This window comes from Bradyrhizobium roseum (genome assembly GCF_030413175.1).
GTDB lineage: Bacteria > Pseudomonadota > Alphaproteobacteria > Rhizobiales > Xanthobacteraceae > Bradyrhizobium > Bradyrhizobium roseum.
This window is the reverse complement of record NZ_CP129212.1, coordinates 5,239,046-5,265,406: the sequence shown is the minus strand read 5'-3', so window position 1 is coordinate 5,265,406 and position 26,361 is coordinate 5,239,046. Positions and strand designations below refer to the sequence as shown.

General features: G+C 63.8%; 27 protein-coding genes. 12 read left to right on the top strand and 15 right to left on the bottom strand.

Going from position 1 to position 26,361, the window contains the following annotated elements:
* The first annotated feature begins 2 nt into the window (after nucleotides 1-2).
* The 6 genes from flhB to QUH67_RS25000 all read left to right on the top strand — a co-directional run bounded on the left by flhB (nucleotide 3) and on the right by QUH67_RS25000 (nucleotide 8,487).
* Nucleotides 3-1,073, top strand: a complete 1,071-nt coding sequence (flhB, locus tag QUH67_RS25025) for a flagellar biosynthesis protein FlhB (protein ID WP_300942046.1) — start codon at nucleotides 3-5, stop codon at nucleotides 1,071-1,073.
* Between the two features lie 180 nt (nucleotides 1,074-1,253).
* Nucleotides 1,254-3,827, top strand: a complete 2,574-nt coding sequence (cckA, locus tag QUH67_RS25020) for a cell cycle histidine kinase CckA (protein ID WP_300942045.1) — start codon at nucleotides 1,254-1,256, stop codon at nucleotides 3,825-3,827.
* 198 nt (nucleotides 3,828-4,025) lie between these two features.
* Nucleotides 4,026-5,012 carry a Tim44 domain-containing protein gene (locus QUH67_RS25015; protein WP_300942044.1) on the top strand — a complete coding sequence of 329 codons (987 nt, stop codon included), beginning with the start codon at nucleotides 4,026-4,028 and terminating at the stop codon, nucleotides 5,010-5,012.
* 206 nt (nucleotides 5,013-5,218) lie between these two features.
* A complete protein-coding gene (locus QUH67_RS25010; RefSeq protein ID WP_407080478.1) occupies nucleotides 5,219-5,848 on the top strand; it encodes a lectin in 630 nt (209 codons plus the stop codon).
* 206 nt (nucleotides 5,849-6,054) lie between these two features.
* Nucleotides 6,055-7,443 carry an allophanate hydrolase gene (atzF, locus tag QUH67_RS25005; RefSeq protein WP_300942042.1) on the top strand — a complete coding sequence of 463 codons (1,389 nt, stop codon included), beginning with the start codon at nucleotides 6,055-6,057 and terminating at the stop codon, nucleotides 7,441-7,443.
* Nucleotides 7,444-7,538: 95 nt separating this feature from the next.
* A protein-coding gene (locus tag QUH67_RS25000; protein ID WP_300942041.1) for an IS630 family transposase occupies nucleotides 7,539-8,487 on the top strand; the annotation gives its coding sequence in 2 pieces (ribosomal slippage) (nucleotides 7,539-7,874 and nucleotides 7,876-8,487; 948 coding nt in all).
* 6 nt (nucleotides 8,488-8,493) lie between these two features.
* Here the strand turns inward: QUH67_RS25000 and QUH67_RS24995 are convergent.
* The 6 genes from QUH67_RS24995 to QUH67_RS24970 all read right to left on the bottom strand — a co-directional run bounded on the left by QUH67_RS24995 (nucleotide 8,494) and on the right by QUH67_RS24970 (nucleotide 15,034).
* Nucleotides 8,494-9,162, bottom strand: a complete 669-nt coding sequence (locus QUH67_RS24995) for a Crp/Fnr family transcriptional regulator (RefSeq protein WP_300942040.1) — start codon at nucleotides 9,160-9,162, stop codon at nucleotides 8,494-8,496.
* Between the two features lie 154 nt (nucleotides 9,163-9,316).
* Nucleotides 9,317-10,180, bottom strand: a complete 864-nt coding sequence (locus QUH67_RS24990; RefSeq protein ID WP_407080353.1) for an ABC transporter ATP-binding protein — start codon at nucleotides 10,178-10,180, stop codon at nucleotides 9,317-9,319.
* The gene (locus QUH67_RS24985; protein ID WP_300942038.1) at nucleotides 10,180-10,998 is read right to left on the bottom strand and encodes an ABC transporter permease; all 819 of its coding nucleotides are present in this window, start codon (nucleotides 10,996-10,998) and stop codon (nucleotides 10,180-10,182) included. Before QUH67_RS24985 ends, QUH67_RS24990 begins: the two co-directional genes overlap by 1 nt.
* A 13-nt stretch (nucleotides 10,999-11,011) precedes the next feature.
* Nucleotides 11,012-12,013 (bottom strand): NrtA/SsuA/CpmA family ABC transporter substrate-binding protein, encoded by a 1,002-nt coding sequence (locus QUH67_RS24980; protein ID WP_300942037.1) that lies wholly within the window; start codon nucleotides 12,011-12,013, stop codon nucleotides 11,012-11,014.
* Nucleotides 12,014-12,420: 407 nt separating this feature from the next.
* Complete coding sequence (locus tag QUH67_RS24975; protein ID WP_300942036.1) at nucleotides 12,421-12,840, bottom strand: DUF3606 domain-containing protein; 420 nt, start codon at nucleotides 12,838-12,840, stop codon at nucleotides 12,421-12,423.
* A gap of 118 nt (nucleotides 12,841-12,958) precedes the next feature.
* Complete coding sequence (locus QUH67_RS24970) at nucleotides 12,959-15,034, bottom strand: putative bifunctional diguanylate cyclase/phosphodiesterase (RefSeq protein ID WP_300942035.1); 2,076 nt, start codon at nucleotides 15,032-15,034, stop codon at nucleotides 12,959-12,961.
* 190 nt (nucleotides 15,035-15,224) lie between these two features.
* Between QUH67_RS24970 and QUH67_RS24965 the strand changes: the two genes are divergently transcribed.
* Entirely contained in the window at nucleotides 15,225-15,932 is a 708-nt protein-coding gene (locus QUH67_RS24965; protein ID WP_300942034.1) for a glutathione S-transferase, read from the top strand.
* Nucleotides 15,933-15,937: 5 nt separating this feature from the next.
* On the opposite strand, the gene QUH67_RS24960 is transcribed toward QUH67_RS24965, so the two are convergent.
* The 4 genes from QUH67_RS24960 to QUH67_RS24945 form a co-directional block, all read right to left on the bottom strand.
* Nucleotides 15,938-16,297, bottom strand: coding sequence for a GFA family protein (locus QUH67_RS24960; protein WP_300942033.1), 360 nt, complete (start codon nucleotides 16,295-16,297; stop codon nucleotides 15,938-15,940).
* Between the two features lie 15 nt (nucleotides 16,298-16,312).
* Nucleotides 16,313-16,987: a methyltransferase family protein gene (locus QUH67_RS24955; protein WP_300942032.1), complete on the bottom strand. Its 675-nt coding sequence runs from the start codon at nucleotides 16,985-16,987 to the stop codon at nucleotides 16,313-16,315.
* Nucleotides 16,988-17,203: 216 nt separating this feature from the next.
* The gene (locus QUH67_RS24950; protein WP_300942031.1) at nucleotides 17,204-17,389 is read right to left on the bottom strand and encodes a hypothetical protein; all 186 of its coding nucleotides are present in this window, start codon (nucleotides 17,387-17,389) and stop codon (nucleotides 17,204-17,206) included.
* A 215-nt stretch (nucleotides 17,390-17,604) separates the two neighbouring features.
* Nucleotides 17,605-18,081 (bottom strand): hypothetical protein, encoded by a 477-nt coding sequence (locus QUH67_RS24945; protein ID WP_300942030.1) that lies wholly within the window; start codon nucleotides 18,079-18,081, stop codon nucleotides 17,605-17,607.
* Nucleotides 18,082-18,312: 231 nt separating this feature from the next.
* On the opposite strand from QUH67_RS24945, the gene QUH67_RS24940 reads away from it, so the two are divergent.
* From QUH67_RS24940 to QUH67_RS24930, 3 genes are read left to right on the top strand one after another with little or no spacing between them, the layout of a single operon-like run.
* Nucleotides 18,313-19,980: a fumarate hydratase gene (locus QUH67_RS24940; protein ID WP_300942029.1), complete on the top strand. Its 1,668-nt coding sequence runs from the start codon at nucleotides 18,313-18,315 to the stop codon at nucleotides 19,978-19,980.
* 1 nt (nucleotide 19,981) lies between these two features.
* Nucleotides 19,982-20,425, top strand: coding sequence for a MaoC family dehydratase (locus tag QUH67_RS24935; protein WP_300942028.1), 444 nt, complete (start codon nucleotides 19,982-19,984; stop codon nucleotides 20,423-20,425).
* Entirely contained in the window at nucleotides 20,422-21,108 is a 687-nt protein-coding gene (locus QUH67_RS24930; RefSeq protein WP_300942027.1) for a DUF429 domain-containing protein, read from the top strand. Before QUH67_RS24935 ends, QUH67_RS24930 begins: the two co-directional genes overlap by 4 nt.
* A gap of 49 nt (nucleotides 21,109-21,157) precedes the next feature.
* Here the strand turns inward: QUH67_RS24930 and QUH67_RS24925 are convergent, their stop codons facing one another.
* The 5 genes from QUH67_RS24925 to QUH67_RS24905 form a co-directional block, all read right to left on the bottom strand.
* Nucleotides 21,158-21,454, bottom strand: a complete 297-nt coding sequence (locus QUH67_RS24925) for a hypothetical protein (RefSeq protein WP_300942026.1) — start codon at nucleotides 21,452-21,454, stop codon at nucleotides 21,158-21,160.
* Nucleotides 21,455-21,582: 128 nt separating this feature from the next.
* The gene (locus QUH67_RS24920; RefSeq protein WP_300942025.1) at nucleotides 21,583-22,140 is read right to left on the bottom strand and encodes an inner membrane-spanning protein YciB; all 558 of its coding nucleotides are present in this window, start codon (nucleotides 22,138-22,140) and stop codon (nucleotides 21,583-21,585) included.
* A gap of 53 nt (nucleotides 22,141-22,193) precedes the next feature.
* Complete coding sequence (locus QUH67_RS24915; RefSeq protein ID WP_300942024.1) at nucleotides 22,194-22,772, bottom strand: hypothetical protein; 579 nt, start codon at nucleotides 22,770-22,772, stop codon at nucleotides 22,194-22,196.
* A 140-nt stretch (nucleotides 22,773-22,912) separates the two neighbouring features.
* Nucleotides 22,913-23,320 carry an MAPEG family protein gene (locus QUH67_RS24910; protein WP_300942023.1) on the bottom strand — a complete coding sequence of 136 codons (408 nt, stop codon included), beginning with the start codon at nucleotides 23,318-23,320 and terminating at the stop codon, nucleotides 22,913-22,915.
* A gap of 134 nt (nucleotides 23,321-23,454) precedes the next feature.
* Nucleotides 23,455-24,858 (bottom strand): carotenoid oxygenase family protein, encoded by a 1,404-nt coding sequence (locus QUH67_RS24905; protein ID WP_300942022.1) that lies wholly within the window; start codon nucleotides 24,856-24,858, stop codon nucleotides 23,455-23,457.
* Nucleotides 24,859-24,970: 112 nt separating this feature from the next.
* Between QUH67_RS24905 and QUH67_RS24900 the strand changes: the two genes are divergently transcribed.
* Complete coding sequence (locus QUH67_RS24900; protein ID WP_300942021.1) at nucleotides 24,971-25,699, top strand: TetR/AcrR family transcriptional regulator; 729 nt, start codon at nucleotides 24,971-24,973, stop codon at nucleotides 25,697-25,699.
* A gap of 8 nt (nucleotides 25,700-25,707) precedes the next feature.
* Complete coding sequence (locus QUH67_RS24895) at nucleotides 25,708-26,361, top strand: DUF6321 domain-containing protein (RefSeq protein ID WP_320416096.1); 654 nt, start codon at nucleotides 25,708-25,710, stop codon at nucleotides 26,359-26,361.

The following is a 26,361-nucleotide window of genomic DNA, read 5'->3' as shown; positions in this document are numbered from 1 at the left end:
CGATGGCCGAGGATACCGACGACAAAACAGAAGACCCAACCCAAAAACGTCTGGACGACGCCCTTGAAAAGGGCGACGTCGCCAAGAGCCAGGAGGTCAATACCTGGTTCATCATCGCGGGCGCCACGCTGATATTGTCGACCTTTTCGGGGTCGGTCGGCGGCGGCATCCTGACGCCGCTGCGCAACCTGATCGCCAATGCGGGCCAGCTTCGCGCCGACGGCACGGCGCTGCTCGCGCTCGGCAATACGCTGGGCTACGCCGTGCTCGGCGCCATCGGCGTGCCGTTGTTGATGCTGATGCTGGCCGCGATCGCCGGCAACATGGTGCAGCACCGCCTGGTCTGGTCGTCGGAATCGCTGAAGCCGAAATTCAACAAGGTGTCGCCCGGCGCCGGGCTGAAACGCATCTTCGGCAAACAGGCGGTGGCCAATTTCGCCAAGGGCGTGTTCAAGCTGATCGCGCTCGGCGCCGTCATGACGGCGGTGCTGTGGCCCGAGCGCCATCGCCTGGAATCGTTCCTGATGTTCGATCCTTCGGCGATCATGGGCGTCACCACCAATCTGACGGTGCAGTTGATGGGCGCGGTGGTGGCGATGCTGGCCGCGGTCGCGATCGCCGATTACTTCTTCCAGTACCGGCAATGGTTCGAACGGCAGAAGATGTCGCTGCAGGAGATCAAGGACGAGTTCAAGCAGTCCGAAGGCGACCCCCACATCAAGGCCAAAATCCGCCAGTTGCGCCAACAGCGCATGAAGAAGCGCATGATGGCCGCGGTTCCCAATGCCAGCGTGGTCATCACCAACCCGACCCACTATTCGATAGCGTTGCGCTACGACAGCGGCATGACGGCACCGGTCTGCGTCGCCAAGGGCGTCGACAACGTCGCGTTCAAGATCAGGGAAATCGCCAAGAAGCACGACATTCCGATCGTGGAGAACGTGCCGCTGGCGCGCGCACTCCATGCCACCGTCGATATCGACGAGGAGATCCCGGTCGAGCACTATCACGCGGTCGCCGAGATCATCGGCTACGTCATGCGCCTGAAGAGCGGTCTGACCCGGGGAAGGTGAAGGAACCGCTGGAAATCCCCTTGAAATGCCTTCAATCTGTCAAATAGCCGCCCGATGGGCTTGCGCTTGCGGGCCCGATTCAGGCACTCAGGAGAAGCGCCAACCGGGCGCGGGGTTGCCCGCGGCCGGCCAATTCCATGTGCCGTCTGATTTCCTCGCCGAAGAGCAGCGCCGTTTCCTATGACCGTCGAAACTGACAGCCATTTGTCGACCGAGCCGTTTGCGGCCCACGAACCGGCGCGGCGGGGCGGTAGCATCGTGCTGGTGCTGCTGGTGGCCGCCGGCATCGTGGCGGTGGCGGTGGCGCTGATGACCATCGGTCGCGCCCAGGCCCAGCCCTACATCCTCGGCGTGCTGGCGCTGCTCGCCATGGTCGGCCTGTTCAACCTGTTCGCCTTTGCCGCCGGGATCGTCCGCTTCACCGACCGCGCCGCCGACGACCCCGTGATGGGCCGCATCGCCGATCACGCTTATGACGGGTTGGCGGTGACCGACCCGAAGGGCCACGTGGTCTATTCGAACGCCGCCTATCTGACGTTGACCGGCGCCGCCGGGCCGCAGGACGTCCGCCCGATCGAGCGAGTGTTCATCGGCAATCCGGACGTCTCGGAGGCGGTGTTCCGCCTGCTCAAGGCCGCGCGCGAGGGCAAGCGGCAGCAGGAAGAAGTCCGCATCGCCGGCTCGGACGGGGCGCAGGGGCGCTGGTTGCGGATGCGGGTTCGGCCGCTTGGCCAGAGCAAGCGCGAAGCGAAATACGCGGTGTGGTCGATCGCCGACATCACGCGGGATCGCGAGCGCCAGGAAGACGTGTTCCGCGAGCTGCAGCACGCGATCGAGTATCTCGACCATGCGCCATGCGGCTTCTTCTCGGTCGCGCCGGCCGGCGATGTCATTTATGTCAACGCCACGCTGGCGAACTGGCTCGATTACGATCTCGCCGAGATCGGGTCGGGCGGACTGAAGCTGACCGATATCGTTTCCGGCGACGGCGCGGCGCTGCTGACCTCGATCGTGGCGGTGCCCGGCGAGGTCAAGACCGAAGTGTTCGACATCGACCTGCGCATGCGCGGCGGCAAGACCATGCCCGTGCGGCTCTACCACAAGCTCGCCTTCGGCGCCGACGGTTCGCCGGGGTCGTCGCGCACGCTGGTGATCAGCCGCACCCGCGACGAGCATTCTGACCCCGAACGCGCCGCGGAAGTTCGGTTCATGCGGTTCTTCGACCATACGCCGATGGCGATCGCGACGGTGGACCGCGCCGGCGCCGTCGTCCGCGCCAACGCCCGCTTCGCCAAGCTGGCGCAGAGCCTGAGCCCGGACGGCGCGGCCAACAAGTCGATCTTCCGCACCGTGAATGCGCGCGACCGCGGTAATCTGATCGCGGCGATCAACCAGGCGGCCGAGGGGCAGGGCGACATCGCGCCGGTCGAGGCCATGCTCGACGGCGCCAAGGAGCGCTGGGGGCAGTTTTTCGTTACCGCGGTCGAGGAGGACGAGCGCGATACCGAAGCTGCCATCGTCTACCTGCTGGAGACCAGCGAGCGGCGCACGCTGGAAAACCAGATCAACCAGTCGCAGAAGATGGAGATGGTCGGCCAGCTCGCCGGCGGCATCGCGCACGATTTCAACAACGTGCTGTCGGCCATCATGATGGCGAACGACTTCCTCTTGAACGCGCACAAGCCGACCGATCCGTCGTTCCAGGACATCATGCAGATCAAGCAGAACGCGACCCGCGCCGCGACGCTGGTGCGGCAACTGCTCGCGTTCTCGCGTCGCCAGACGCTGCGGCCGCAGGTGCTGGACCTCGGCGACGCGTTGTCCGATCTCACCATGCTGCTGCGGCGGCTGATCGGCGAGAAGGTCAAGCTCGACCTCGTGCACGGCCGCGATCTGTGGCCGGTCAAGGTCGACGTCTCGCAGTTCGAGCAGGTGGTGGTCAATCTCGCGGTCAACGCCCGCGACGCGATGCCGGACGGCGGCAAGCTGACGGTGCGGACCGCCAATGTGACGGCGGATGAATCCGCGCAGCTCTCCTACAAGGGATTGCCGGTCGCCGACTACGTGCGGATCGACATTTCGGATACCGGTACCGGCATCCCGGCCGATATCGTCGACAAGATTTTCGAACCTTTCTTCTCGACCAAGGAGGTCGGCAAAGGCACCGGGCTCGGCCTCTCGACGGTCTACGGCATCGTCAAGCAGACCGGTGGCTTTGTCTATGTCGACTCCGTGCCGGGTGAAGGCACCTCGTTCCGCATCTTCCTGCCGCGGCACCGTCCCGAGCTGGAAACCCAGCCCGAAGTCCAGGGAACCAATGGGGCTGCGAATGGTGCCGCAAAGAGCGCCGCGGCCGAGCCGGCAAAACCGCGCGCCGACCTGACCGGGCAGGGTACCATCCTTCTGGTCGAGGACGAGGACGGCCTGCGGTCCCTGAACGCGCGCGGCCTGCGCTCTCGCGGCTACAGCGTGATCGAGGCCGCCAACGGCATCGAGGCGATGGAGGCGCTGGAAGAGAAGGACGGCGCGGTGGATCTCGTCGTGTCCGACGTCGTGATGCCGGAAATGGACGGCCCGACGCTGCTGCGCGAAATGCGCAAGCGCAATCCGAACCTGAAGATCATCTTCGTCTCAGGTTACGCCGAAGAAGCCTTCGACAAGAGCTTGCCGGAGAACGAACAATTCGCCTTCCTGCCAAAGCCGTTTGCGCTGTCCGCGCTGGTCGAAAAGGTGAAGGAGACCATGACGTCGTAGCGCCAGGCCGGTCCGGGGCCTTGGTCGCCTGGCGGGTCTGGGGCCGGTTCGGTTAAGGCCAGGTAACGAGCCCACAGCCATAACGTCACATCCCCGCGACCGAGGGCCGCAGCGGTGCGTCTCTATGGCGGCTTCACTTTTGGGTGGGTCTGCCCATCTTAGGAGCACTTCCCCATGCCGGGGAACGAGGAAAAAGACATGAATTTCACGCAGACTACGCGCGGAATTGTACGGATGATTGCGCTGGCGATGGCGGTGGCCGTTCCGCTGGCGATCACGATCGAAGCGGCGGACGCCCGCGTTGGCGGTGGCGGCAGCTCCGGTTCGCGTGGATCACGTACCTATTCGGCCCCCCCCAGCACCACCACGGCGCCCGGCGCGGCGCAGCCGATGAACCGAACCTTCACCCAGCCCGGTAGCCCCGGCGTGGGCGCACCGGCGGCCGGCGCGGCCGCCAAGGGCGGCTTCTTCAACCGGCCCGGAATGATGGGCGGCATGCTCGGCGGTCTCGCCATGGGCTTCCTCGGCGCAGGCCTGTTCGGCATGCTGACCGGCGGCGGATTGTTCTCCGGCCTCGGCGGCATCTCGTCGATCATCGGCCTGCTGCTGCAGGTGGCCCTGATCGTTATCGTGGTGCGGCTGGCGATGTCGTGGTGGCAGCGCCGCCACACACCGGCCGCCGCCTACGCCAACGGACCTGCTCCCGCCGCGGAAGGCCCCGGCGCCCAGAACAGCTTCCGTTCCGGACTGAGCGGTTTTGGGCTGGGTTCGAACCAGCCGGCGCTGGAAATCCAGCCGGCTGACTATGAAGCGTTCGAGCGCCTGCTCGGCGAGGTCCAGGCCGCATGGTCGAATGAGGACGTCGCCAAACTGCATACGCTGGCGACGCCCGAAATGGTGTCCTACTTCTCCAAGGATCTCGAGGAGAACAAGGCCCGCAACGACGTCAACAAGGTGACCGACGTCAAGCTGCTGCAGGGTGACCTCGCAGAAGCCTGGCGCGAGGGTGAGACCGATTTCGCCAGCGTGGCGATGCGGTTCTCGCTGGTCGACAAGACCATGGAGCGGACCACCGGCCGCGTGGTCGCGGGCAGCGACACCCCGATCGAAGCCACCGAAGTGTGGACCTTCGCCCGCCGTCGCGGCGCGGATTGGGAACTCTCGGCGATCCAGCAGACCAGCTGATCGCTCAAGGCTGACAAAAAAGGGCGCCGCGGTTCGTTCCGCGGCGCCTTTTTCTTTGTGGGATGACTGACTTGCCCCGGCGCTTTAAGATGCCGGGATAATGGCTGCCACGATGCGCTGATGACATCGAGCCAGACAAAAAAGGGAGGACTTCGATGAGCAATCTCGTTCGAATCATCTTGCCGGCATGCTTTGCCGTTGCCGCCATGTCGGCTACCGCAAGCGTACCGGCGCAGGCACAATCCGCCGACGCCAGCTTCTTCCTGACCAGCAACGGCATCGGAAATGGCGGCAACCTCGGCGGGCTCGCCGGTGCCGACAATCACTGCCAGACCCTGGCGCAGGCGGCCGGCGCGGGTGCCAAGACCTGGCGGGCCTATCTTTCGACCCAGGCCGCCGACGGTAAGCCGGCCGTCAATGCGAAAGACCGGATCGGCACGGGTCCGTGGAAGAATGCGAAGGGGCAGGTGGTCGCCAAGGATGTCGCCGACCTGCATGGCGCCAATGGCCTGACCAAGCAGACCGCGCTCAGCGAAAAGGGCGAGGTCATCAACGGCCGCGGCGATACCCCCAATCGTCACGACGCGCTGACCGGATCCCAGCCTGATGGCACCGCGTTCGCTGCCGGCGAAGACCGCACCTGCAAGAACTGGACGAGTTCGACCCAAGGCGCGGCGATGGTCGGCCATACCGATCGCATCGGTCTGCGCGACGACGACGCGTCAAAGTCCTGGAACTCCTCGCACCCCTCGCGCGGCCCGGACGGCGGCTGCTCGCAGGCCGACCTGAAGAGCACCGGTGGCGACGGGCTGTTTTATTGCTTCGCGGCGAACTGAGGGGAGTTTGGGCGGAGGACAAAACTCCGCGGACGCCGGGCACGCGACAAGGATAGGCGCCGCAGTTCGTTCCGCGGCGCCTTTTTGATTCTGAAGCGCCCTATGCGATGGGCCGGCGCCTCTCATTTGCGCAAGGCACTTAATTGCTTGTTCCCCTGATTGACCTCCCGCAACTTCATGGCGTCGATGAAGAGGGAGATATGGCGTTGAACCAGTCAAATGCGCGGGCCGAACCGCTCCGCGAAACCGTCGCGGGGTCCCCCGAGCCGCTGCAAGCGATCGAGACGGCCTATCGGCGCATCGAGGGCGAACCCCACCGCAATTGCTGGATTCATGTTCGTCCTCGCGAGGAAGCGCGCGAAGAGTGCATCAAGCTGATGGCGCGTGCCCGGGCCGGTGAAAACCTGCCATTGCTTGGAATTCCCTTTGGCGTGAAGGACAATATCGATGTCGAGGGGATGCCGACTACCGCCGCATATCCGGCCTTCAGCTACATGCCGCAGCGATCTGCGAAAAGCGTCGAGCGGCTGATTGCCGCCGGCGCCATCTGCCTCGGCAAGACCAATCTGGATCAATTCGCCACCGGCCTCTCCGGCGCGCGCTCGCCTTACGGCTCCTGCGCGTCGGTTGCCAACGCCCTCTATGTTTCGGGAGGCTCCAGTTCCGGCTCTGCCGTCGCGGTTGCCGCCGGCCATGTCGTGTTCGCGCTCGGTACCGACACCGGTGGCTCGGGCCGTATTCCGGCAGGCTTCAACGAGTTGGTGGGCATCAAGCCGACGGTCGGCCTGGTGTCTTCGCGCGGGCTGGTCCCGAACTGCCCGACGATCGATTGCGTTTCGATCTTCTGCAACACCGTCCATGATGGCGAAGCGATCCTCGGCGTCATCGAGGGTTTTGACCCCGAAGATCCCTACAGCCGCCCTGCGACAGTTTCCGCTGCCGCCGGCCCCGGCGGGACGTTCCGGTTCGGCCGCATCGCGCCGGCGGATATCGAATGCTTCGGAATGAACGATTGTGCCGAACTCTATGAGAGCGCCTGCTCACGTTTTTCCCGGCTTGGCGGCCATGCGGTCGAGATCGACTTTGCGCCTTTCAGGCAGGCCGGCGAGATGATGTTCACCGGCCCTTGGGTCGCCGAGCGCCGCTCGGTCATCGCGGCGCTGACGGATATCGACAGTGGCGGCCTGCTGGACGTCACAAGGACGGTGCTGCGATCGGCATCCAGCTATTCCGCAATGGACGCCTTCGCTGCCATTCACCGGCTCTATCGGCTGCGCCGGGCCGTGCAGAACATCTTCGCCGATCTCGATGCACTCGTGGTTCCGACGGCGCCGCGCCCGTTTACCCTCGACGACATGCACGGCGATCCGGTCACGCTCAACAATCGGCTCGGCTACTACTCATATTTTGCCAATTTGCTCGATCTTTGCGCGGTGGCGATCCCGAATGCGCGACTGCCTGATGGCATGCCGATGGGCGTGACACTGCTGGCACCCGCCTGGCGCGACCGGGAACTCATCGGCCTGGCGCGGCGGCTCGAACTCGACGGAGGCGGCGCGGCGTTCGAACTCAGGTCACGCGCGCGCGACCGCTAATTTAGAGCGGTTCATCGATTGATTGAATCGGGAGGGATTCCGTTGGGGGGCGGTTTGTGATTCAAGATGCTGGCTGGATCGGAGGCCAGCATCGAATGGTCCGACCTCTTTCGAACGATCTTCGTGAACGAGCCGTGAGGGCGGTGGAATCCGGCGAGAGTTGCCATGCTGTGGCGGCCCGGTTCGATGTTGCGGTGTCGTCCGTTGTGAAGTGGCGCCAACGCTATCGCGCGACAGGTTCGGTGGCTCCGGGCAAGATGGGCGGGCACCGCAAGCCGATTCTGGAGCCGCATCGGGCGTTCATCGCGGAGCGGATCAGCCAGACGCCACATCTGACGCTGCACGGTCTGAAGGACGAACTCGCCGCACGAGGCGTGAAGGTCTCGCACCACGCGGTGTGGACGTTCCTGCGACGCGAGGGTCTGAGCTTCAAAAAAAACACTGTTCGCCCTTGAGCAGGGCCGCGCCGACGTCGCGCGGCGGCGGCAGCGCTGGCATAGCCTACAGGATCGCCTCGATCCAAGCCGGCTGGTGTTCATCGACGAGACCTGGATCAAGACCAACATGGCCCCGCTGCGCGGCTGGGGGCCCAAGGGTGAGCGGCTGCGCGGCTTTGCGCCGCACGGCCACTGGCGAACGCTGACCTTCCTGGGCGCGCTCCGCTGTGACCGACTCACTGCGCCTTGCGTGTTCGATGGGCCGATCAACGGCGAGAGCTTCCGCGCCTATGTCGAACAGCAACTCGTTCGCGTGCTGCGGCCGGGCGACATCGTCGTGATGGACAATCTCGGTAGCCACAAGTCACCGTCCGTCCGTCAGATGATCCAGAAAGCCGGTGCCAGGCTGTGGTACCTGCCGCCGTACTCACCCGACCTCAACCCGATCGAGCAGGTCTTTGCCAAGATCAAGCACTGGATGCGCATCGCACAGAAACGCACGATCGACGACGCCTGCGACCACATCGGCCACCTCGTCAGAAGCGTCATGTCCGACGAATGCAGCAACTATTTCGTCAATGCCGGATACGCTTCCATAAAAACATGAAACGCTCTAGTTCATGTCTCGATCGAGCGCGGCGAGATTCAGGATCGAAATTATCTCCCGATCGTACCGAATGATGCCTTCCTCCTGAAGCCGGGCCAGTTGCACCGTCACCCATTGCCGCGTCGATCCGATCAGTTTTGCGAAGTCGCCATGGGTGAACGGGGTGCCGATGACGGTCTGGCTGCCTTGCTTGACGCCGTAGATATGCGACAGGAAGATCAGCAAGCGGTACAGCCGCTCGGTCACGGAACGGGTGCCCAGCATCTGCGCCATGGCGGAATAGCATCGTGCCTTGAATGCGAGAGCATCGAGCAGGGCGACGGCGATGGAAGCAGATTCCAGCGCTAGCCTTCGCAACGCTACCCCGGGCAGGAATGTCAGCTCGCTCCGTTCTACCGCGACCGACGTCCACATGTGCGGTCCCGTCCCGAACAGATCGGGACCGCCGACGAAATTGCCGGCAAACCAATAGGCGAGCGTAACCTCTCGTCCCGACGGCGCCGCGTAGTAGCTGCGGATGCGTCCCGAACCGATTAGGTAGATGCCGGTCTGTTCGTCGCCCTGGCTCCAGACCAGTTGTCCGGGCTCCAGCACCTTTGCCCGGCCGATCGCACGCAACCGGTTGCAGTCGGCCTTGCCGAGTCCGTCCAGCAGGCCGGGAAGGGGCCTCACCATGCTGTCCGACTCCGCCAACATCACGCCGGCCGCCATAGACTTATTTGCCCTTTGCATCGCCCGTTCCGCCTCCGCGAGACCGGTCAGGTCATTCAAAGATCATGCCAGACCGGCGCGGCTGCGCATCGTGTGGAGGACGTGATGCTGACTGGAATCAAGCCTCGTCCGACTGGCGGAACGCGCGCAATCCCTCGGCACGGATGACATCGAGGCAGTCCTTCTTGAGCGCCAGATAGGCCGGCTCGAGCAATATTGCGTTCGATCGCGGTCGCGGAAGGTCGACGTTGAGATGGCGAAGGATACGTCCCGGTCCGGCGCTCATGATCAGTACTCGGTCTGCCAGTACGATCGCTTCGTCAATGTCGTGGGTGACGAAGACGATTGTGGCGTTGATCCGGTCGCGCAGTTCCAAGAGGTTGTCCTGCATCACCGCCCTGGTCTGGGCGTCGAGGGCGCCGAAAGGTTCGTCCATCAGCAGCACCCGGGGCTGGTTCGCGAGCGCTCGCGCAATGGCGACGCGCTGCTGCATGCCGCCGGAAAGCGTGTTCGGAAGCGCGTCGGCAAAGCGCTTGAGTCCGACCATGGCGATCAGGTCGTCTGCAATCGCATTGGCCTGCTGTGCGGACTTTCCAAGCATTCGCGGACCATGGGCGATGTTCCGCCGGACAGACTTCCACGGAAACAGATGAGGCTGCTGAAACACCATGCCGACATCGGGCCGCGGACGATGCACCGGCAAACCTTCCACCAGGATCTCGCCTTCAAACGGCACCTCGAGCCCGGCGATCGTATTGAGCACGGTCGATTTTCCGCAGCCGGACGGCCCGACGATGCAAACGAATTCACCATGCGGCACGTCGAACGAAACCCGGTCGACCGCGATCAGCTGGCCGCGATTGGTGTCAAAGACAATGCTCAGGTTTGAGACCTGAATGGCCGGTTCGCGCCGCTCGCTCGCTGTGGCCGGTGGGGGAACGGTCAGGGAAAGCTCCGCGCTGGATCGATGACTCGGCTGCATCAGCGCCACCAGACGGTGCGTTCGGCGAAGGCGGAAAACATCCGGTCGGCGGCGAACGAGATCAGTCCGAGCGCGGCAAGACCGCCCATCACCTGGCCGGTTTGCAGATTCTGCTGTGCGATCTCGATCCTGTAGACGATGCCGGCGAAGGCGCCGGCAAGCTCTGCCGCCACCAGAGTATAGAAGGAGATGCTGACCGCAGTGCGTAGTCCGACCACGATATAGGGCATTGCTCCCAGCAGAATGATCTCCTGCAGCATTTGGCGCCGCGGCGTTCCCAGCATCAACGCGGCCCGGATCAACCCGCGATCAACCTTCTGCACGCCGATATGGGTGGAGAGCCATACGGTGAAAAACACGCCCCACACCACGAGAAACAGTTTTCCCGCCTCCGACAGTCCGAACCAGAGGATCACGATCGGCACGAATGCGATCGGCGGGATCGGGCGGAGGATGTGGAACAACGGCGAGAGCAGGCTCGAAACAAGAGGAAATTGACCGGTCATGATTCCCAGCAGGATCCCGAGCACCGCCCCCACAGTGAAGCCGGTCGTCACGCGATAAAGGCTGGCAGTCAGGTCCAGGAAGAACTGCCCGGTGCGCATCCATTCGAAAATGGCGACCGCAACCACGGACGGCGGCGGAAACAACACGATGTTGACCATTCCGGATCGCGCAACGAACTCCCAAAGCAGCACGAACAACGGGACGGAGAGCGCGCCGATCAGAATGTTGAGCCGCTGCAGGCGGTCCGCTTTGCTGCGGGCGCGAGCACGGCCGCCGCCTTCGTGCGCTTGCAAAGCTGCGTCGGGGGTCATAGGGGAAGACCCTTCACTTTAACGAAAACGTCGCGCGCGCAGGGTCGAGGCTCTTCAGCGGTTCGGAGACGATCACCTTGCTGAAGTCCGGCATAACGGCGCCCGGCGGATGATTGCCGCTGGCCAGACGCCACGCGGCGTGGGTCTTCAGGATTTCGATCAGCCGGTCGTCGATCCGGACGCGGTACACGTAGTCGGACCAGATCGGCCGAAGGTCATCGCGCTTCATGCCTACCGCGTCCGCCACCGTCGCAATTGCCTCGTCCGGATTCGCCTTGACCCAGGTCTCGGCGTCGATCAGCGCCGCAATGAATTTCGTGACGATCGCGGGATTGGCGTCGAGATAGGCGCGCATGACGACGATGTTGAAGGTTTCGGAGTAGGTGCCTTTGGTGTCGAGTTCGACGGCGGCATCTCCGAGCGTTTTTTTGGCGTTGGCAACATGAGGCTCCCAGGTGTCGAACGCATCGATGCTGCCGGCCGCCAGCGCCGGCAGCATTTCCTGCGGCCGCAAGTTCACCAGCGTAACGTCGGCTTGTGTCAGCCCCGCGGATTTCAGCAGCGTTGCGGTATAGACTTCGCTGCCGGTGCCGGCGGTGAACCCGATCTTCTTGCCTCGAAGATCGGCCTTGCTCTTGATGCCGGATTTTGCCGACACGACGGTCTTGAGATCGGAGTATTCCATGCCGGCCACGAAGGCGATCGGCTGGTTGGCCATGGCGGAAGCCGTGACCGGCGCCTCCGCTGTCGTCGCAATGTCTGCGCCGCCGCCGACGACGGTGTCCAGGCACTGCTTGCCGGAGGTGAAATTGGAAACCGTGATGTCCAACCCGTGCTTTTCGAAGATCCCCTTGGATTTGGCGACGATCGCAAGGCCGGAGATAGGGGCCAGGTTTTGCGCAAGACGAGCCTTGAGCAGTTCTGCGGCAAGAGCGTTGTTCGACCCGACGGCCAGGCACGAAATGGCGGCGTAGCCGGCAAGCGCGGCGATACGGCTGATTGCGCTTCGGTGCATGAAAAAGTCTCCCCCTGCGCCGCCAAGGGCGGCAAAGCACGATCCGTGAAACCGCCCTGATCGGTTTCCGACAAATCCCCGCGTTCGTCCCGGCAAGATCGATTTTTTTGGAGCTTGTTGCGTCTTGCATCATGCTCGCCCGGGGCCACGCTCGCGGGAAGCAATTAATCGACATGGGCCGGGCGGCGTCAGACACGCTGCGATCTTGCAAGAATGCCGGCTTGGGCAGCGGCGGCGCCGGCGCAACGGTCTTCACCGCTCATGCTGGCCATCTTCAGCGCTGCAGCACCTCCAGCTATTAGGCCGCCGCTCGGCCGCCATCGCATTGGGCGCATCGTCCTGATCGACGACGCATCCAAGGAATCGGCGCTGATGCTAACGCAATGTCTTGCGCCAATTGGCCGCTGCTAGGCGGCCTTTTTCGTTGCGCGCTTCTTGGCTGTTTTCCGAACCGTCTTGCTGGTGCTCTTCTTTGCCTTCTTCGTGGCCTTGCCTTTGGCGAGATGGGCGCCGACGCTCTTCGAAGAATGTCCGACGGCGGCGACGGCTGCCTTCAATCTGGCGGGCGTGACCTTGAACTTCTTCGACCAGTAGCTGACTTCGTAGGGCTGACTGATTGCGATCCGCGCCCGGTCGGCGGCCTTGTGCTTCTGCAGCTTGATGTAGGCCTCGACGTTTTTGGCGGAGCGCCCCGCCTTCTTGACGGCGGCCTTCAGCTTGGCCGGCGTGATCTTGAATTTCTTCGACCAGTAGGCAACCTCGTAGGGCTCGCCCAGCGCGATCAGTCCGCGATCGGCCCCGCCGCGCTTCTTCTTGTTGTCCGCCATCCCCATTCTCCCATGTTGAGAAATCGACGCTTCAAACGCAGGCAGCGTAACATGCCCGATCGTGTTGCGACAGATTTCGCGCCATAGGGATCTGTGGAGAGCCGCCCGGCGCGGCGCGCTACGCCGCCGCCGTCGCGCGATGGGTCGCGGCGGGCGGCGCTTCGCGAACGAAGCGCGCGGTGGCCTCGATGGCGGCCGGCAATTGCGCAAGGCTTGCGGGCCTGGCGAACAGATAGCCCTGGCCCTTGGCGCAGCCGGCGCGGTCGAGGAATTGCCACTGCGCCTCGGTCTCGATGCCTTCGGCGAGCACGGGCATGCCGAGGCTGTCGCCCAGCGCCAGCACGGTGCGGACGATCGCGGCAGCGGCGGCATCGTCCGGCAGCCGTTTGACGAAGGACTGGTCGAGCTTGATCTTGTCGAACGGAAACAAGTGCAGCGTCGCCAGCGAAGAATAGCCGGTGCCGAAATCATCCATCGACACCGAAACGCCCATCGCTTTCAGCTTGCGCAGGATGTGCAGGCCGCGGCTCTGGTCGGACATGATGGTCGATTCCGTCACCTCGACCTCCAGGCGCCGCGGCGACAGTCCGGTTTCCAGCAGGATCGCATGAATGGTGTCGGCGAGATCGTCGCGGCCGAACTGCACCGGCGACAGATTGACGGCGACGGTGCCCGGGATTTTTCCCCCTGCGGCGTCGTGGCAGGCGGTGCGGAGCGCCCATTCGCCCATCGCAATGATCGCCTCGGTCTCTTCGGCGAGCGGAATGAATTCCGCCGGCGAAATCATGCCGCGCGTCGGGTGGCGCCACCGCATCAGCGCTTCCGCGCCGCAAATCTTTCCGTCGGCGAGCGTGGTCTGCAGCTGATAATGCAGTTCGAGTTCGCCGCGCGCGGCCGCCCGTTGCAGGTCGCGCGCCAGCGCGCGGCGCGCGCGCGCGGTGTCGTCCATTTCGCGGTGATACTGGCAGATCAGGCCGCGCTGCTTGCTTTTTCCGCGGTGCATCGCGAGCTTCGCGTTGCTGAGCACCTGATCGCGTTCCGGCGTATCGATCGGGAAAACCGAGAAGCCGATCGAGGCGGTCAGCGTCACCGACTGATCCCCGACCTGGAAGGGGTGCGCGAACACGCCGGCAATACGCTCGGCAAAGGCCTGGGCGTCCTGCGGGTGGTTGCCCGACATCTTCAGCCCGAGAAACTCGTCGCCGCTCTGGCGCGCCAGAAATTCGCCGGGACGCAATATCCGCCGCATCCGGTCGGCGACCTCGATCAGCAGCAGATCGCCGGCGCCGTGGCCGAACTGATCATTGACGTCCTTGAAGCCGTCGAGATCGATCGAGAACGCCGCGAGCTTGTGCGCCTTCTCATGGGCTTCGGCGGCGTCGAACGCCAGCCGCTCGTTGAAGGCGATGCGGTTCGGCAGGCCGGTCATCGTGTCGTTGAACGAGAGCTGATGGATGCGGTCGGCCGATTCCGTCCGTATCTCGAGGTCGATGACATAGGTCGAGAAACCCGAGCCCATCACCAGCAACACCGCGCAGACCATGGCGAGGCCCAGAACATGCGCCGGAATGAGATCGGCCGGGAGCACGACCGACGGGTCTGTTGTCACTGATGTCGACGCCGTCAGCGCGTAGTGCATGACGCAGATCATGAACGCCAGCACGATCGCCGCGCCGTGGCGGCACCAACGCGTCACCGGCCGGTTGGCGCGGTTGACCGCCAGCGCCGAGAGGCTGAGGCCGAGCAGGATGGTCACGACCACGCCAGGCACGTTCCATTCAAGATGCCCGGCGACGTGCCAGCCCTTGAAGGCGATGAAATGCATGGCAAGAATGCCGGCGCCCATCATGAGGCCGCCGGCCTCCGGCGCCAGCGTAAAATGGCGGCTGCCGATCTCGAAGCCGATCAGGCAGGCGACAATGGCGACCAGCAGAACCGCGCCGGTCGCCAGTGGCGCGAAGCCCGAGTTCAGGGTCGGGTCGAGCGCCAGGATCGAGAGGAACGTCGCGGCCCACAGCGCTGCACCGGTACCGACGGAGGCCATGAACAGCCAGCCGATCCGCGTGGTGCCTGAGGTGGCCCGGGCGCGGGCGAATTGGCGCATGCCGACCCAGGTTCCAAACAGGCATACGGCACCCGCAATCGCCACAAGCAGCTGGTGGTACGCGAACGCAAAGGTGGTGGTTTCTGGCATGGCGTTTCCCCGTCTCAGAAAACTACGGGGCGACCATTAATTGGTTGCGCCGGATTGGCGCGGCACCGGCCCTGTTGCGAAATACCGTTGAGGAACCGTAACTATGCGGTGACGAAGGCGGGCGCCGCGTGACGAACGCAAGGCGGAATGATTTGTTAAGCCTGTCGAGTGGCAATGGGAGACTTCGCCGATGCGTTACGAGCTCTATTACTGGCCAATGATCCAGGGCCGCGGCGAATATGTCCGCCTTGCGCTGGAGGAGGCGGGCGCCGGCTATGTCGACGTCGCGCGCCGCGGCAACGGCATGGCCGCCATGACCCGCCTGATGGGAGCGGGGAAGGGCCCGCCCCCCTTCGCACCGCCGTTTCTCAAGGCCGGCAAGCTCGTGATCGGGCAGACCGCCAACATCCTGCTGTATTTGGGATCGCGCCACGGGCTGGCGCCGAAGGCCGAGGCCGGCAGGCTCTGGGTGCACCAATTGCAGCTCACGATCGCGGATCTGGTGCTGGAGGTTCACGATACCCATCACCCGCTCGGTCCGTCGCTTTACTACGAGGACCAGAAGGCGCCGGCCAAAAAGCGCACCGAGGAGTTCTGGAAGGAGCGCGTGCCGAAATATCTCGGCTATTTCGAGGGGCTGCTTTCGGCCAATGGCGGGACTTACGTCACCGGCCGCCGCCTCACCTACGTTGACCTGTCGCTGTTCCAGATCGTCGAGGGGCTGCGCTACGCCTTTCCGAACCGCATGAAGGCGTTCGAGCGCAAAATCCCCGGTCTCGTCGGGTTGCGCGATCGCGTGGCGGTGAGGCCGAACATCAAGGCGTATCTGGCGAGCGACCGGCGGATTGCGTTCAACGAGGAGGGGATTTTTCGCAGGTACAAGGCGCTGGACAACTGACGCCGTCACATGTTCCGGCCATCGACCGGCGTCATCTTCAGCTTCGACAGTTCGATGCCGTCGATGCAGCTCACGTTCAGCGCGATGACGTCTGACCCGTCGGGCTTCTTGCCGCGCGCGAAGACGTCGACGCCGCAATCGACGCAGAGCTGATGGTGGATCGCGTGCTTGTTGAACAGGTATTCCTTCAGGTTCTCCTCGCCGGCCCGGAGCTGAAAGCTCTTCGGATCGAGGAAAGTGAAATGCAGACCCTTTTTGGTGCAGATCGAGCAGTTGCAGGCGGTGACCATGGCAAGGTCGCCGGTGCATTCGAAACGCACCTGGCCGCAATGGCAGCCGCCGGTATAGGTCTTGCTATCGGGCATCTCGCTCCGCCTCTCTCACCAAACTCCGGGCACCAGACGATAACGCACGCGCGCGGCATAGTCAGCATAGCCGGGCAGGCCTTCGACCAGAGCGCGCTCCTCGATGCGGGTACGAACAGCGAAGAGCAGAAAAAACACCGGCGCGATCGCCACGCCCCACCATGATCCCAGCAGCAGCGGAACGCCTACAAAAAACAATATAGTGCCGCTGTACATGGGATGCCGGACGAAGGCATAGGGGCCGCTCGATATCACGCGATGGTGACGGGCATCTTGCACCTTCACCACAGGCGCGGCAAAGGAGTTTGCGCGGAACACCCACATGATGAAGGCGGTCGAGAGCAGGTACATCGCTAGCCCGAAAGCCTGCAGCGCGAACGGAACATGGGATGCATGCGCGCGCCGGTCGAGCCCGATCGCGATCAGCCAGACCAGCGCCGCAACGGCGAAGGCCAGCATGAATCCCTTGTCGGCCGCCGGCTGGTCGGCCTGAAATGTCGGCCGCAATCGCTCGGCGAGCAGGGCTGGATCGGTCCTGGCGAGCCACAGCCCGCAGGCGGGGCCAAGCGTCGCGCTGACGAGCAGGAACACCCACGCCGACGGCCAGTCCAGCGTACCCGCCGACACGAACAGCAATGCGCCGGACACAACGACGAAGAAGGTGCTTTGCAACAGGAGCTTTGCGATCATGCCCGGGTTCCATTCCCCGTGACAGCATGATGGCGCAATTTTCCGGCAAACGTGCGGCGCCGCCGTTTTCGGTGACTGTCATCCCCTGCGCAGGCGGGGATCCAGTACGCCGCAGCCTCTATCAGACGTCTCCGCAGTACCGGGTCGCGCAGGAGTTCGTCATCGGGCGCGCGGTTGCGCGACCCGGGGCGGGTGACGACGGCCGGAGAGGGCGGCTCAAGCCAGCCGATCGATCCGTGCTCCCTGACCCGGCGGCAGGGGAGCGACCTGCGGCGGCTTCGCCGTGCGCGTGCCGTCGGCGGCAGCGCCGTTCTGGACGTCGGGGGTCTTTTCGGGGGCCTTGAACACCGGGACTTCGGGCGCCTTGATCACCACGGTCGGCGGGACAGCAGAAACGTTCATCGGGAGCATCCTTTTGGTTGCACCCGACACTGGTCGGCTTGAAACGAACGATTGGTGAATTCGGGGGCGCAATGTCAGCGCCCGTGCCGTCAATTCCGGGCGATGGTGAACAGGGGACGCGCGAAATCGTTCAAATGCGACGGATCGGAAGCTGGAGTTTTGTTTGACGCGCTTTCTAGACGCGAACCAGCGTCCACTTCGCTCGAAAACGCTCTCTATTCGTCCTTGCCGCGGGTCACTACGATCGAAGCCTCGGTCTTGGTGCGCGTGCACTCCATGTTGAGGCGGCGGAAGCGCATCGAAACCTTGTCGCCGCGGAGCAGGCCCATGCGCTTGATGCAGCGCGAGGAGCCGGTCGCCACGTCGGGCTTCGGAATCGTGAAAATGATGGCGCCGGCCGCGGCGACCAGTTCGAAGAATTGCGGCTTCGGCTTGCGGTCGGCCTTGGCGTAAAGCTCGACGGAATAGTTGCGGCCGCGACAGCCGAGCGACAGCTCTTTGGCCGCCGGATGCGTCAGATAGATTATGTTGCCGGTGTTGATGCTGATCTTGATGCCGTCGATCTGGTTCCTCAATTCCTTGGCGGTGTCCTCGCAACGGTCGGCCCGCGCCGGCGAAGCGCTGAACGCGGCGACCAGCGCCAGCGTGGCGGCAAGCAAGGTCGGTCGGCGAAATCGTAGTCCCAAAGCCATTTTGAATGCCCCTTTGCGCCATTGAACTCCGCGCGCGGATTTCCTGCAAGGGCCGCGCGCGGAAGTCAACTCGCGGCCGGCAACCGTCAGGATATGAAGGGAAGAGCCGTCCGGAAGGCAGTAGAATACCCGGGGCTTCCCCAAGCTTTCCTTTGTCCAAAAAATGCTTAGAACGGGTCTATCGCCGCAGCGCCGTTCTGGCCGCCGCCGGCCCCAACCCGAGATCACGCCATGAACGCCCCGACCGCCTTTCCCGAGCAAAAGCCTGTCCCGCCCTACAAGCACACGCCGCTGTTTCCGCTCGGCGCCGATACCACGCCGTACAAGAAGATCACGGCCGAGGGCGTCCGGGTCGAGAAGGTGCTCGGCAAGGACATGCTGGTGGTGTCGCGCGAGGCGCTGCGGGCGCTGTCGGAAGCGGCCTTCGGTGACATCAATCACTATCTGCGGCCCGGCCACCTGAAGCAGCTGCGCTCGATCCTGGACGACAAGGAAGCCAGCGACAATGACAAGTTCGTCGCCTTCGATTTTTTGAAGAACGCCAACATCGCGGCCGGCGGCGTGCTGCCGATGTGCCAGGACACCGGCACCGCGATCATCATGGGCAAGAAGGGCTGCAACGTCATCACCGATGGCGACGATGAGGCCGCGCTGAGCGAAGGCGCGCGCGACGCCTATCTGCGCCGTAACCTGCGCTACTCGCAGGTGGCGCCGCTTTCGATGTACGAGGAAAAGAACACCGCCAACAACATGCCGGCGCAGTGCGAGATCTACGCCGAAGGTGGCTCTTCAGAAGTAGACTCGGCCTACAAATTCATGTTCATGGCGAAGGGCGGGGGCTCGGCCAACAAGAGCTTTCTGTTCCAGGCAACGCCTTCTGTGCTGACGAAGGACCGCCTGCTGGCGTTTTTGAAGGAGAAGGTGCTGACGCTTGGCACCGCGGCGTGCCCGCCATATCACCTCGCCATCGTGATCGGCGGCACTTCGGCCGAACTCTGTATGAAGACCGTCAAACTGGCGTCGGCGCGCTATCTGGATGCGCTGCCCACGCAAGGCTCGGCGGACGGCAACGCGTTCCGCGATCTGGAGATGGAGCAGGAGATCCTCAAGATGACGCAGTCGCTCGGCGTCGGCGCGCAGTTCGGCGGAAAATATTTCTGCCACGACGTGCGCGTGATCCGGATGCCGCGCCATGGCGCTTCGCTGCCGATCGGGCTCGGCGTGTCCTGCTCGGCGGACCGCCAGGTGCTCGGCAAGATCACGAAAGACGGTGTCTATCTCGAGGAGCTCGAGCACAATCCGGCACAGTACCTGCCGGAAGTCGAGCAGTCGCTCGGCGGCGAGGTCGTCAAGATTGATCTCAACAAGCCGATGAAGGAGATCCTTGCGACGCTGTCGCAATACCCGATCAAGACGCGGGTCTCGATGACCGGCACCATGATCGTGGCGCGCGACTCCGCCCACGCCAAGCTGCGCGAGCGGCTGGAGAGGGGCGAGCCGCTGCCGGACTACTTCAAGAATCATCCGGTGTATTACGCCGGTCCCGCCAAGACGCCCGATGGCTACGCCTCCGGCGCGTTCGGCCCGACCACGGCGGGGCGGATGGATTCCTTTGTCGACCAGTTCCAGGCGGCGGGCGGATCGATGGTGATGGTCGCCAAGGGCAACCGCGCGGTCGCGGTGCGCGAGGCCTGCAAGAAGTACGGCGGCTTCTATCTCGGCTCGATCGGGGGTGCTGCGGCAAACCTCGCCGAGCACTGCATCAAGAAGGTCGAGGTGGTGGAATATCCCGAACTCGGCATGGAGGCGATCTGGCGCATCGAGGTGGTGGATTTTCCGGCCTTCATCATCGTCGACGACAAGGGCAATGATTTCTTCAAGGAATTGAATCTGGGTTGACATGGTCGAGTGGTTCGACGACCTGAGGGTCGGGATGCGTTTCAAGAGCGAAGCGGTGACGGTGTCGAAAGACGACATCATCCGCTTCGCCAAAGAATACGATCCGCAGCCGTTTCACCTCGACGACGAGGCCGCCAAGAAGACGATCCTCGGCGGGTTGGCTGCGTCGGGCTGGCATACGGCTGCCATTGCCATGCGGCTCGCGGCGAGCACGCAGCCATTCGGGCCGCATCCGCTGTTCGGCGCCGGTGTCGACGACTTGCGCTGGCTGAAGCCCGTGCGGCCTGGCGATTCCATTCATCTCGAAGGGGAGTTGGTGGAATTGGTACCGTCCCGCTCGAAGCCGCACGGCGTCGCCCGCATCAAATGGACCGCTTATAACCAGCACGGGGAGGCGGTCTATGCTTTCAATCCAATCGCGATCGTACCAAGCCGACCGAAGTGAGCGCACGGACAAAGGCGCTCGGTCTCGACGGGTTCAGCAAGGGCTGGGTGGCCGTGCTGCTCGACGGCGACGTTCACGAGATCAGGTTCTGCCGCGATATTGCTGATGCGCTCTCCGCCGGCTTCGACCGCGCGGCGATCGATATTCCCATCGGCATGACGGATGACGGTGAGCGGGCCTGCGACCGGCTTGCCCGCGAGCGGCTGCGGCCGCATTCGTCACGCGTATTCACCGGGGCGCGGCGCTGGTTGTGGGAAGAATTTTCCGATCCTGACGAGGCGAACCAGGACGCCTTGCGGCGCGGCCAGAAGAAAGTGTCGCGTCAGCTCTGGCATCTCGGGCCGAAGATCATGGAAGTGGATGCCTTCGTCCAGGCCCATCGCGCGGACGACATTCGCGAAGCTCATCCGGAATTGGTGTTCCTGCGCCTCAACGGCGGCAGGCCGCTTCCGTCAAAGAAATCCGAAGAAGGATTCACGCTCCGTCATCTGCTGCTCGAGCGGCAAGGGATCCGGGCTATCGATCGATGGCTGACGGTCGACCGCATCGGCACCGGCGCCAAAGCCGACGATGTGCTCGACGCCTGCGCCGTGGCGATTGCCGCGCGCGATACTGCCGGCTGTGTCCCGGAAGACATACCGCCGCGCGATGCCTGCGGCTTGGCAATGCAGATCTGGTTCTAGCGCTGCGGTGAGGGAGCGAGGAGGCGCTGCGGCCTCCTCGCCTTTGTGGTCAGGCCCGAGATCCCGTGAAGGGAAAACTGCCCATCGGGCCGATGCCCATTTCGCCGGTCATGTTGTCGCCGGAAACCTTGCCGGTGAAGGCGAGGGTGAGCGGCATCGGATTGGTGATGGAGATCTTCCAGGCGACGTCGTCGCCGTTGACGGTGCCGTCAAAGATTTCACCGGAATTGCCGTCGGCGCCCTGGGTGCCCGTCAACGTGCCGCCCGCGCTCGCCAGCGTCAGCGTCGCCTTGCGCTCGCCCATCGGCGTGCTCATGGTGATGTTCCAGTTTCCGTCCACGGCCATCTCTGTCTCCCCGACATTGCTTCCCGGCAAGCCGGAATGGCTTGCGAGACCCGTCAAACTGGTCGCCGGTATAGCCCATCTCGCCAGACAAGCCCAACCGTCTCAAGCGTCGTTTTGACGCGTATTGTTCAGGCGCGCTGGGCGGCGGCGCGGAGCCGGCTGCCGACCAGAACACGAAACACGATGTATTGAATGGCGAAGGCGGCGATCTTGGCGCCGACCAGCACGACGGTGACATAGAACGTCCACAGCTTCATGTCGCCCGTCATGGCGACGCCGATGGTGCCGGCGCCGAGCACGAACATCAGCGCGGCCCAGGCGTAGCCCGCAAGCGTCGCGTATTCGGGAATGGTCTGGGTCACGATCGGGGGCAGGTAGCGCAGCATCCAGCCGCGCTTGAGCATGATGGCGCCGATCGCGAAATGCCCGATGGCGGGTTTTGCCAACACGAAACGAGGATCATGCGTCAGCAGCGTCGCACTGCCCAGCACGATGACGAGCGCGAGGCTCGCCCACGTCATGTAGCCGAGCTCCTTGCCCTTGACGCGCGCGTAAATCACCTGTGCGACCGCGCCGGCAATCGCAACGCCCGTCGCCAGCAGCACGTTGTCAGTGGCGAGATAGATCGCGAGAAACAGGATGGTGGAGAAAAAGTCGGCGCCCAGTTTGGCGAATACGTCCTTCATGTCATCTTGCTTTCCACTGGAGGGAGCTGCGGTCGGGAGCTGCGGTCGGAATCTCAGTTGGCACCGGGCAGGGCGTTCGCCGGCGGCGTGGCATACTTGGCCTTGCAATATTGAGGATACCATGTCGTGAAGTAGGCGGCACAGTTGCGGGCGGCGAAGGCAATCGCCAGCCCGGCCCACAACGGCAAGCCGGGCACGTAAATCGTCAGCACGTGGCCGACGATCATCAGCACGCAGGCGCCGGTCCAGGCCCAGGTGATCATATAGGTCGACTTCAGGAAGCCGGGCATCTTGGCGGTTTCGGCATCGACTTCCTCCAGCGCGTATTGCAGCACGAACGGCTTGCGGAGGATCAGCGAGGCCAGCGAGATCGCGAGCACGCCGACATCGACGGCGATTTTCACCGCCGAATGGCTCAGTTTCGGGTCGACCAGCGTGACATACGCGCCGATGCCGGAGAAGACGACGACGCTGCCGGCGCTGAGCATCTTGACCGTGCGGCCACGCGCCATGTCGATCCCGACCACGGCGAGGCAGATCGCCGCTGATGCGAACAATGCGGTCCCGGCCGAGGTCACCAGCATCAACAGCGCGAAGGAACCAAAGGGGGCAAGGATCAGGAAGATGGTCATGGCATGTTCCTCGGCTTATCTTTACATCGTAAAGATACACTAGGGGTGAGGCCTGCGGTCGTCAAGGAAAATCTTTACAGTGTCAAAATGAGAGGCGAAGAGATTTGTAATATGTAATTTTATCAATATCTTGCGGGTTACTATAGGCCCGTCGCCACGCGCCGCAGGATCGTCAGGGCGCAGGCCAGCAGTAAAACCAGCGTGATCGCAATGCCGCCGACCCTGCCGATGCGGAATTGCAGCGTGTTGGGAGCTGCGTACATGCCGAGCGGATGCAAGAGACGCGAGACCAGCAGCGCGCCCATCAGAAGGTGCACCCACACCGCCGCCAGTCCGGACATTTCCAGCATCGCCACCATCAGCGTGATGATCGGCACGTATTCGATGAAGTTGGCATGGGCGCGGATCGCGCTGCGCAGGCGAAGACTTCCATTGTCGCCGAATGCAGCGCGATCGCGCTGGCGCAGCCGCCCGACCTGGACGGCGAGCACGGTGTACAGCAGGGCGAGGATGGCGAGATAGGCTGAGGTGATCGAGGGCAGGTGCATGGGTGTTTCCTCCATCGATGGTTGTCATTCCGGGGCTCGCAAAGCGAGAACCCGGAATCCATCGAGCCGCATGCACGCGGATAAATGGATTCCGGGTTCGATGCTATCGCATCGCCCCGGAATGACGAGGGTGCTTACGCCGCGCCGACCCAGTTGCCGTGAAAACCATCCGGCACGCGATGGCCGAGATGCACCAGCGCCACCGGGCCGGCTTCGATATCCTGCGCGTTGAATACCGCCAGATCGCTGCGGTTCTCCTGCGCGCGCCAGACGGCGGCGAGCAGCCAGCCGTCGCCTTCGGAGGCATCAGCACCGCGCTCGACAAAGACTGGCTCCGAAATGCTATCGCCGGCGGGCAGCAGATAGTTGGCGAGCCGCTTGCCCTTGCCGTCGACATGCACGATGCCGGACAGCGCGCCGAACATCGGCAGGTCAGGATTGGCGCAGGCGTACCAGCCATGGCTGTTGGCGAAGCCGGCGCGGCGGTCGTCGATGCGCGGGAATTCGCCGGTGAGGTCGTCGAGATAGGTCTGCGTGAAACGGTCGGTGTTGCCAGCAAGGTCGAACGTCCAGCGGCAATAGCAGGCGCGCGATTTCTTCGGATCGGTCTTCGAGCCGTCGGGGTGCGGGAACAGCGGCGCTTCCTCGAACTGCATTACGTCGGCGATGATGCGGTTGCCTTCCTCCCACGCATTCATGATGTGGAAGACGTAGCAGCTTTCGGCGCGGAACCAGACCAGGTCCTTGGTCGCGCCGTTGCGCTTCATGACTCCGACGTAAGCGCCTTTTTCGGGCTCCCAGGCGTAAGGCGGCTTGCCGCGCATCGCCCGCTCCATGCTTCCGGTGATGGGAAGGATCGGAAACAGCATGTGATTTTCGGTCACGATGAAGTCGTGCACCATGCTGGCATAAGGGGATTCAAAGCGATCGAACCGCGTCACCACGCCCTCCGCGTTGACCGATCCGAACGAGAGAGCAGGGGTGAGCGGGCCGGCGGCGTTGTAGCCGAAGAAAACCATCTCGCCGGTCGCGGGATCGATCTTGGGATGCGCCGTGAACGGACCCTTGATGGCGCCGTTGTAGTCGCAATAGCCGGTTCGCTTGAGGGAGCCCGGCTCGATCTCGGTCGGCAGATGGCCTTCTTCGAGCGCCAGAAGCTTTCCGCCGTGGAAGATGATGTTGGTGTTGGCGACGCCGCCGTCATCGGTGGTGCCGGCCGGTGCCCCCGGCAGTTTTCGGCCAAAACCGCCGAACAGCGCGCGGCCGGCGTCGTGCTCGGCCAGCCATTTCGGGGTACGGACCCAGCGGTTGCGGTAGCTGGCGCGGCCGTTCTCCAGATGGAAGGCGTGCAGCATGCCGTCACCGACGAACCAGTGTGCGCCGGGCGCGTCGAATTGCGGATTGGGACCGTTGCGATAGAGCGTGCCGTTGAGTTCGCGCGGCAGTTCGCCGGTCACCTTGAGATGGGGTGCGTCGCACTCCATCGGGATCGGCGCCAGATTGGTCCGGGGCATCTCGGTCTTCACCTGGTCGAGCATCTGACGTTTCCTTCCGTTATATCTTTACATCGTAAAGATATTGGTAAGTTTGTTTCGGGCCGCCGTCAAGCAAAATCTTTACAGTGTAAAAATCGCGGCTATAAGGAGTCGCATGGCAAAGACCTCCCAAAAAAGCATAACCATTCGCCCCCCTGCGAAGCGCAGGCCGGCGAAGTCAGCCACGCAAAGGCCCGCGAGTTCGCGTCGCCCTTCGGCCGGCGAGACCCCCTATCATCACGGCGACCTGCACGACGCCTTGCTCGCCGCCGCCGAGCGGGTGCTGGAACGCGACGGGCTCGCGGGCCTGACGCTGCGGGCGGTGGCGCGCGAAGCCGGCGTGTCACACGCCGCGCCGACCCATCATTTCGGCGATCTCACCGGGCTTCTGAGCGAGCTCGCGGCCATCGGCTTCCGCCGCTTCAACGCGGCAATGATCGTGGCTCGCAACAGCGAAACCCATCCGCTGCTGAAGGGGTTGGCCAACGCCAAGGCTTACGTCGGCTATGCGCGGGCGCATCCTGGCATGTACGGGCTGATGTTCCGGACTGAGCGGCTCGACATGTCGCGGCCTTCGCTGCACGAGGCGGCCTCGGCGTCTTTCGAAGGACTGGCGAGCGCGGTCGGCGCCGGGCGCAACGAATCGCTCGCCGCGGAGATGCTGACGCTCGACCAGGCCGCTGCGATCGCGCGCGCATGGTCGCTGGTGCACGGCTTCACCACGCTGCTGCTCGACGGGCGGCTGCAGGACATTCTGCGCCGGTTGCCCGCGGGCGCCGACGTCGACCAGTTGCTGGATGCGATGCTGCGCTCGACGGTGCCGCGGCCGGCGGGGATGACCTGAGGGAACGAATGGAAACCTCGCCGGGGCTCAGGCGTTGGGTTTCCATGGCAACAAAAGCACGCTCTCCCTGGAAACGCTCAAATCCGCGCAAGCGCGCGGGGAAGCAATCCAAACATTTGACGTCGGCACAGAAGGCGACTGCGAAAGCGCGCGCGCGCCGCGCCGGGCGTCCTTACCCGAACCTCGTGGACAACATGCGCATGGCATCGAAAGCTTCGAAAAAGAAAACCGCGAAGAAGCGTCCGGCAAAAAAGACCGCACGCCCACGGACGGCCAGAAAGAGCGCAAAGAAGACGTCCAGGAAGACCGCGCGGAAAAGCTCGGCCAGGGCCCGCGAGAAAGATCCGAAGGGTGGCCTTACGGCAGCCGGTCGCGCCGCGTTCGCGCGCAAAGACGGTTCGCATCTCAAGCCGGGCGTGACAGTACCGCTGTCCGAGATGACCCCGCAGGACATGCGCCGCAAAGGCAGCTGGGCGGTAAGGTTCTACGGCCGCAAGAAGCTACCGCCATTGGTGGACGATCGGGGAAGGCCGACGCGGCATGCGTTGTCAGCCCATGCCTGGGGCGAGCCGGTTCCTCGCACGGTTGCCGCCGCGCGGCGTATCGCCGCCAAGGGCGAACGGCTGCTGCAGCGTTATCGCCGGATCCAGCAGAAGCGCTGA

Excerpts from the sequence above, each read along its gene's own strand:
- QUH67_RS24905 (WP_300942022.1), bottom strand. The coding sequence starts at position 24,858 with ATGCTCGACCAGGTGAAGACCGAGATGCCCCGGACCAATCTGGCGCCG.
- QUH67_RS24965 (WP_300942034.1), top strand. The coding sequence starts at position 15,225 with ATGCGTTACGAGCTCTATTACTGGCCAATGATCCAGGGCCGCGGCGAA.
- QUH67_RS24960 (WP_300942033.1), bottom strand. The coding sequence starts at position 16,297 with ATGCCCGATAGCAAGACCTATACCGGCGGCTGCCATTGCGGCCAGGTG.
- QUH67_RS24990 (WP_407080353.1), bottom strand. The coding sequence starts at position 10,180 with ATGCAGCCGAGTCATCGATCCAGCGCGGAGCTTTCCCTGACCGTTCCC.
- QUH67_RS24980 (WP_300942037.1), bottom strand. The coding sequence starts at position 12,013 with ATGCACCGAAGCGCAATCAGCCGTATCGCCGCGCTTGCCGGCTACGCC.
- cckA (WP_300942045.1), top strand. The coding sequence starts at position 1,254 with ATGACCGTCGAAACTGACAGCCATTTGTCGACCGAGCCGTTTGCGGCC.
- QUH67_RS24925 (WP_300942026.1), bottom strand. The coding sequence starts at position 21,454 with ATGGCCGTGGACGGAAACTGGAACATCACCATGAGCACGCCGATGGGC.
- QUH67_RS24995 (WP_300942040.1), bottom strand. The coding sequence starts at position 9,162 with ATGGTGAGGCCCCTTCCCGGCCTGCTGGACGGACTCGGCAAGGCCGAC.
- QUH67_RS24950 (WP_300942031.1), bottom strand. The coding sequence starts at position 17,389 with ATGAACGTTTCTGCTGTCCCGCCGACCGTGGTGATCAAGGCGCCCGAA.
- QUH67_RS24935 (WP_300942028.1), top strand. The coding sequence starts at position 19,982 with ATGGTCGAGTGGTTCGACGACCTGAGGGTCGGGATGCGTTTCAAGAGC.
- QUH67_RS24915 (WP_300942024.1), bottom strand. The coding sequence starts at position 22,772 with ATGACCATCTTCCTGATCCTTGCCCCCTTTGGTTCCTTCGCGCTGTTG.
- QUH67_RS24910 (WP_300942023.1), bottom strand. The coding sequence starts at position 23,320 with ATGCACCTGCCCTCGATCACCTCAGCCTATCTCGCCATCCTCGCCCTG.
- QUH67_RS24945 (WP_300942030.1), bottom strand. The coding sequence starts at position 18,081 with ATGGCTTTGGGACTACGATTTCGCCGACCGACCTTGCTTGCCGCCACG.
- flhB (WP_300942046.1), top strand. The coding sequence starts at position 3 with ATGGCCGAGGATACCGACGACAAAACAGAAGACCCAACCCAAAAACGT.
- QUH67_RS24955 (WP_300942032.1), bottom strand. The coding sequence starts at position 16,987 with ATGATCGCAAAGCTCCTGTTGCAAAGCACCTTCTTCGTCGTTGTGTCC.
- QUH67_RS24900 (WP_300942021.1), top strand. The coding sequence starts at position 24,971 with ATGGCAAAGACCTCCCAAAAAAGCATAACCATTCGCCCCCCTGCGAAG.
- QUH67_RS24985 (WP_300942038.1), bottom strand. The coding sequence starts at position 10,998 with ATGACCCCCGACGCAGCTTTGCAAGCGCACGAAGGCGGCGGCCGTGCT.
- QUH67_RS25010 (WP_407080478.1), top strand. The coding sequence starts at position 5,219 with ATGTCGGCTACCGCAAGCGTACCGGCGCAGGCACAATCCGCCGACGCC.
- QUH67_RS24940 (WP_300942029.1), top strand. The coding sequence starts at position 18,313 with ATGAACGCCCCGACCGCCTTTCCCGAGCAAAAGCCTGTCCCGCCCTAC.
- QUH67_RS24975 (WP_300942036.1), bottom strand. The coding sequence starts at position 12,840 with ATGGCGGACAACAAGAAGAAGCGCGGCGGGGCCGATCGCGGACTGATC.
- QUH67_RS24970 (WP_300942035.1), bottom strand. The coding sequence starts at position 15,034 with ATGCCAGAAACCACCACCTTTGCGTTCGCGTACCACCAGCTGCTTGTG.
- QUH67_RS24920 (WP_300942025.1), bottom strand. The coding sequence starts at position 22,140 with ATGAAGGACGTATTCGCCAAACTGGGCGCCGACTTTTTCTCCACCATC.
- QUH67_RS24895 (WP_320416096.1), top strand. The coding sequence starts at position 25,708 with ATGGAAACCTCGCCGGGGCTCAGGCGTTGGGTTTCCATGGCAACAAAA.
- QUH67_RS25015 (WP_300942044.1), top strand. The coding sequence starts at position 4,026 with ATGAATTTCACGCAGACTACGCGCGGAATTGTACGGATGATTGCGCTG.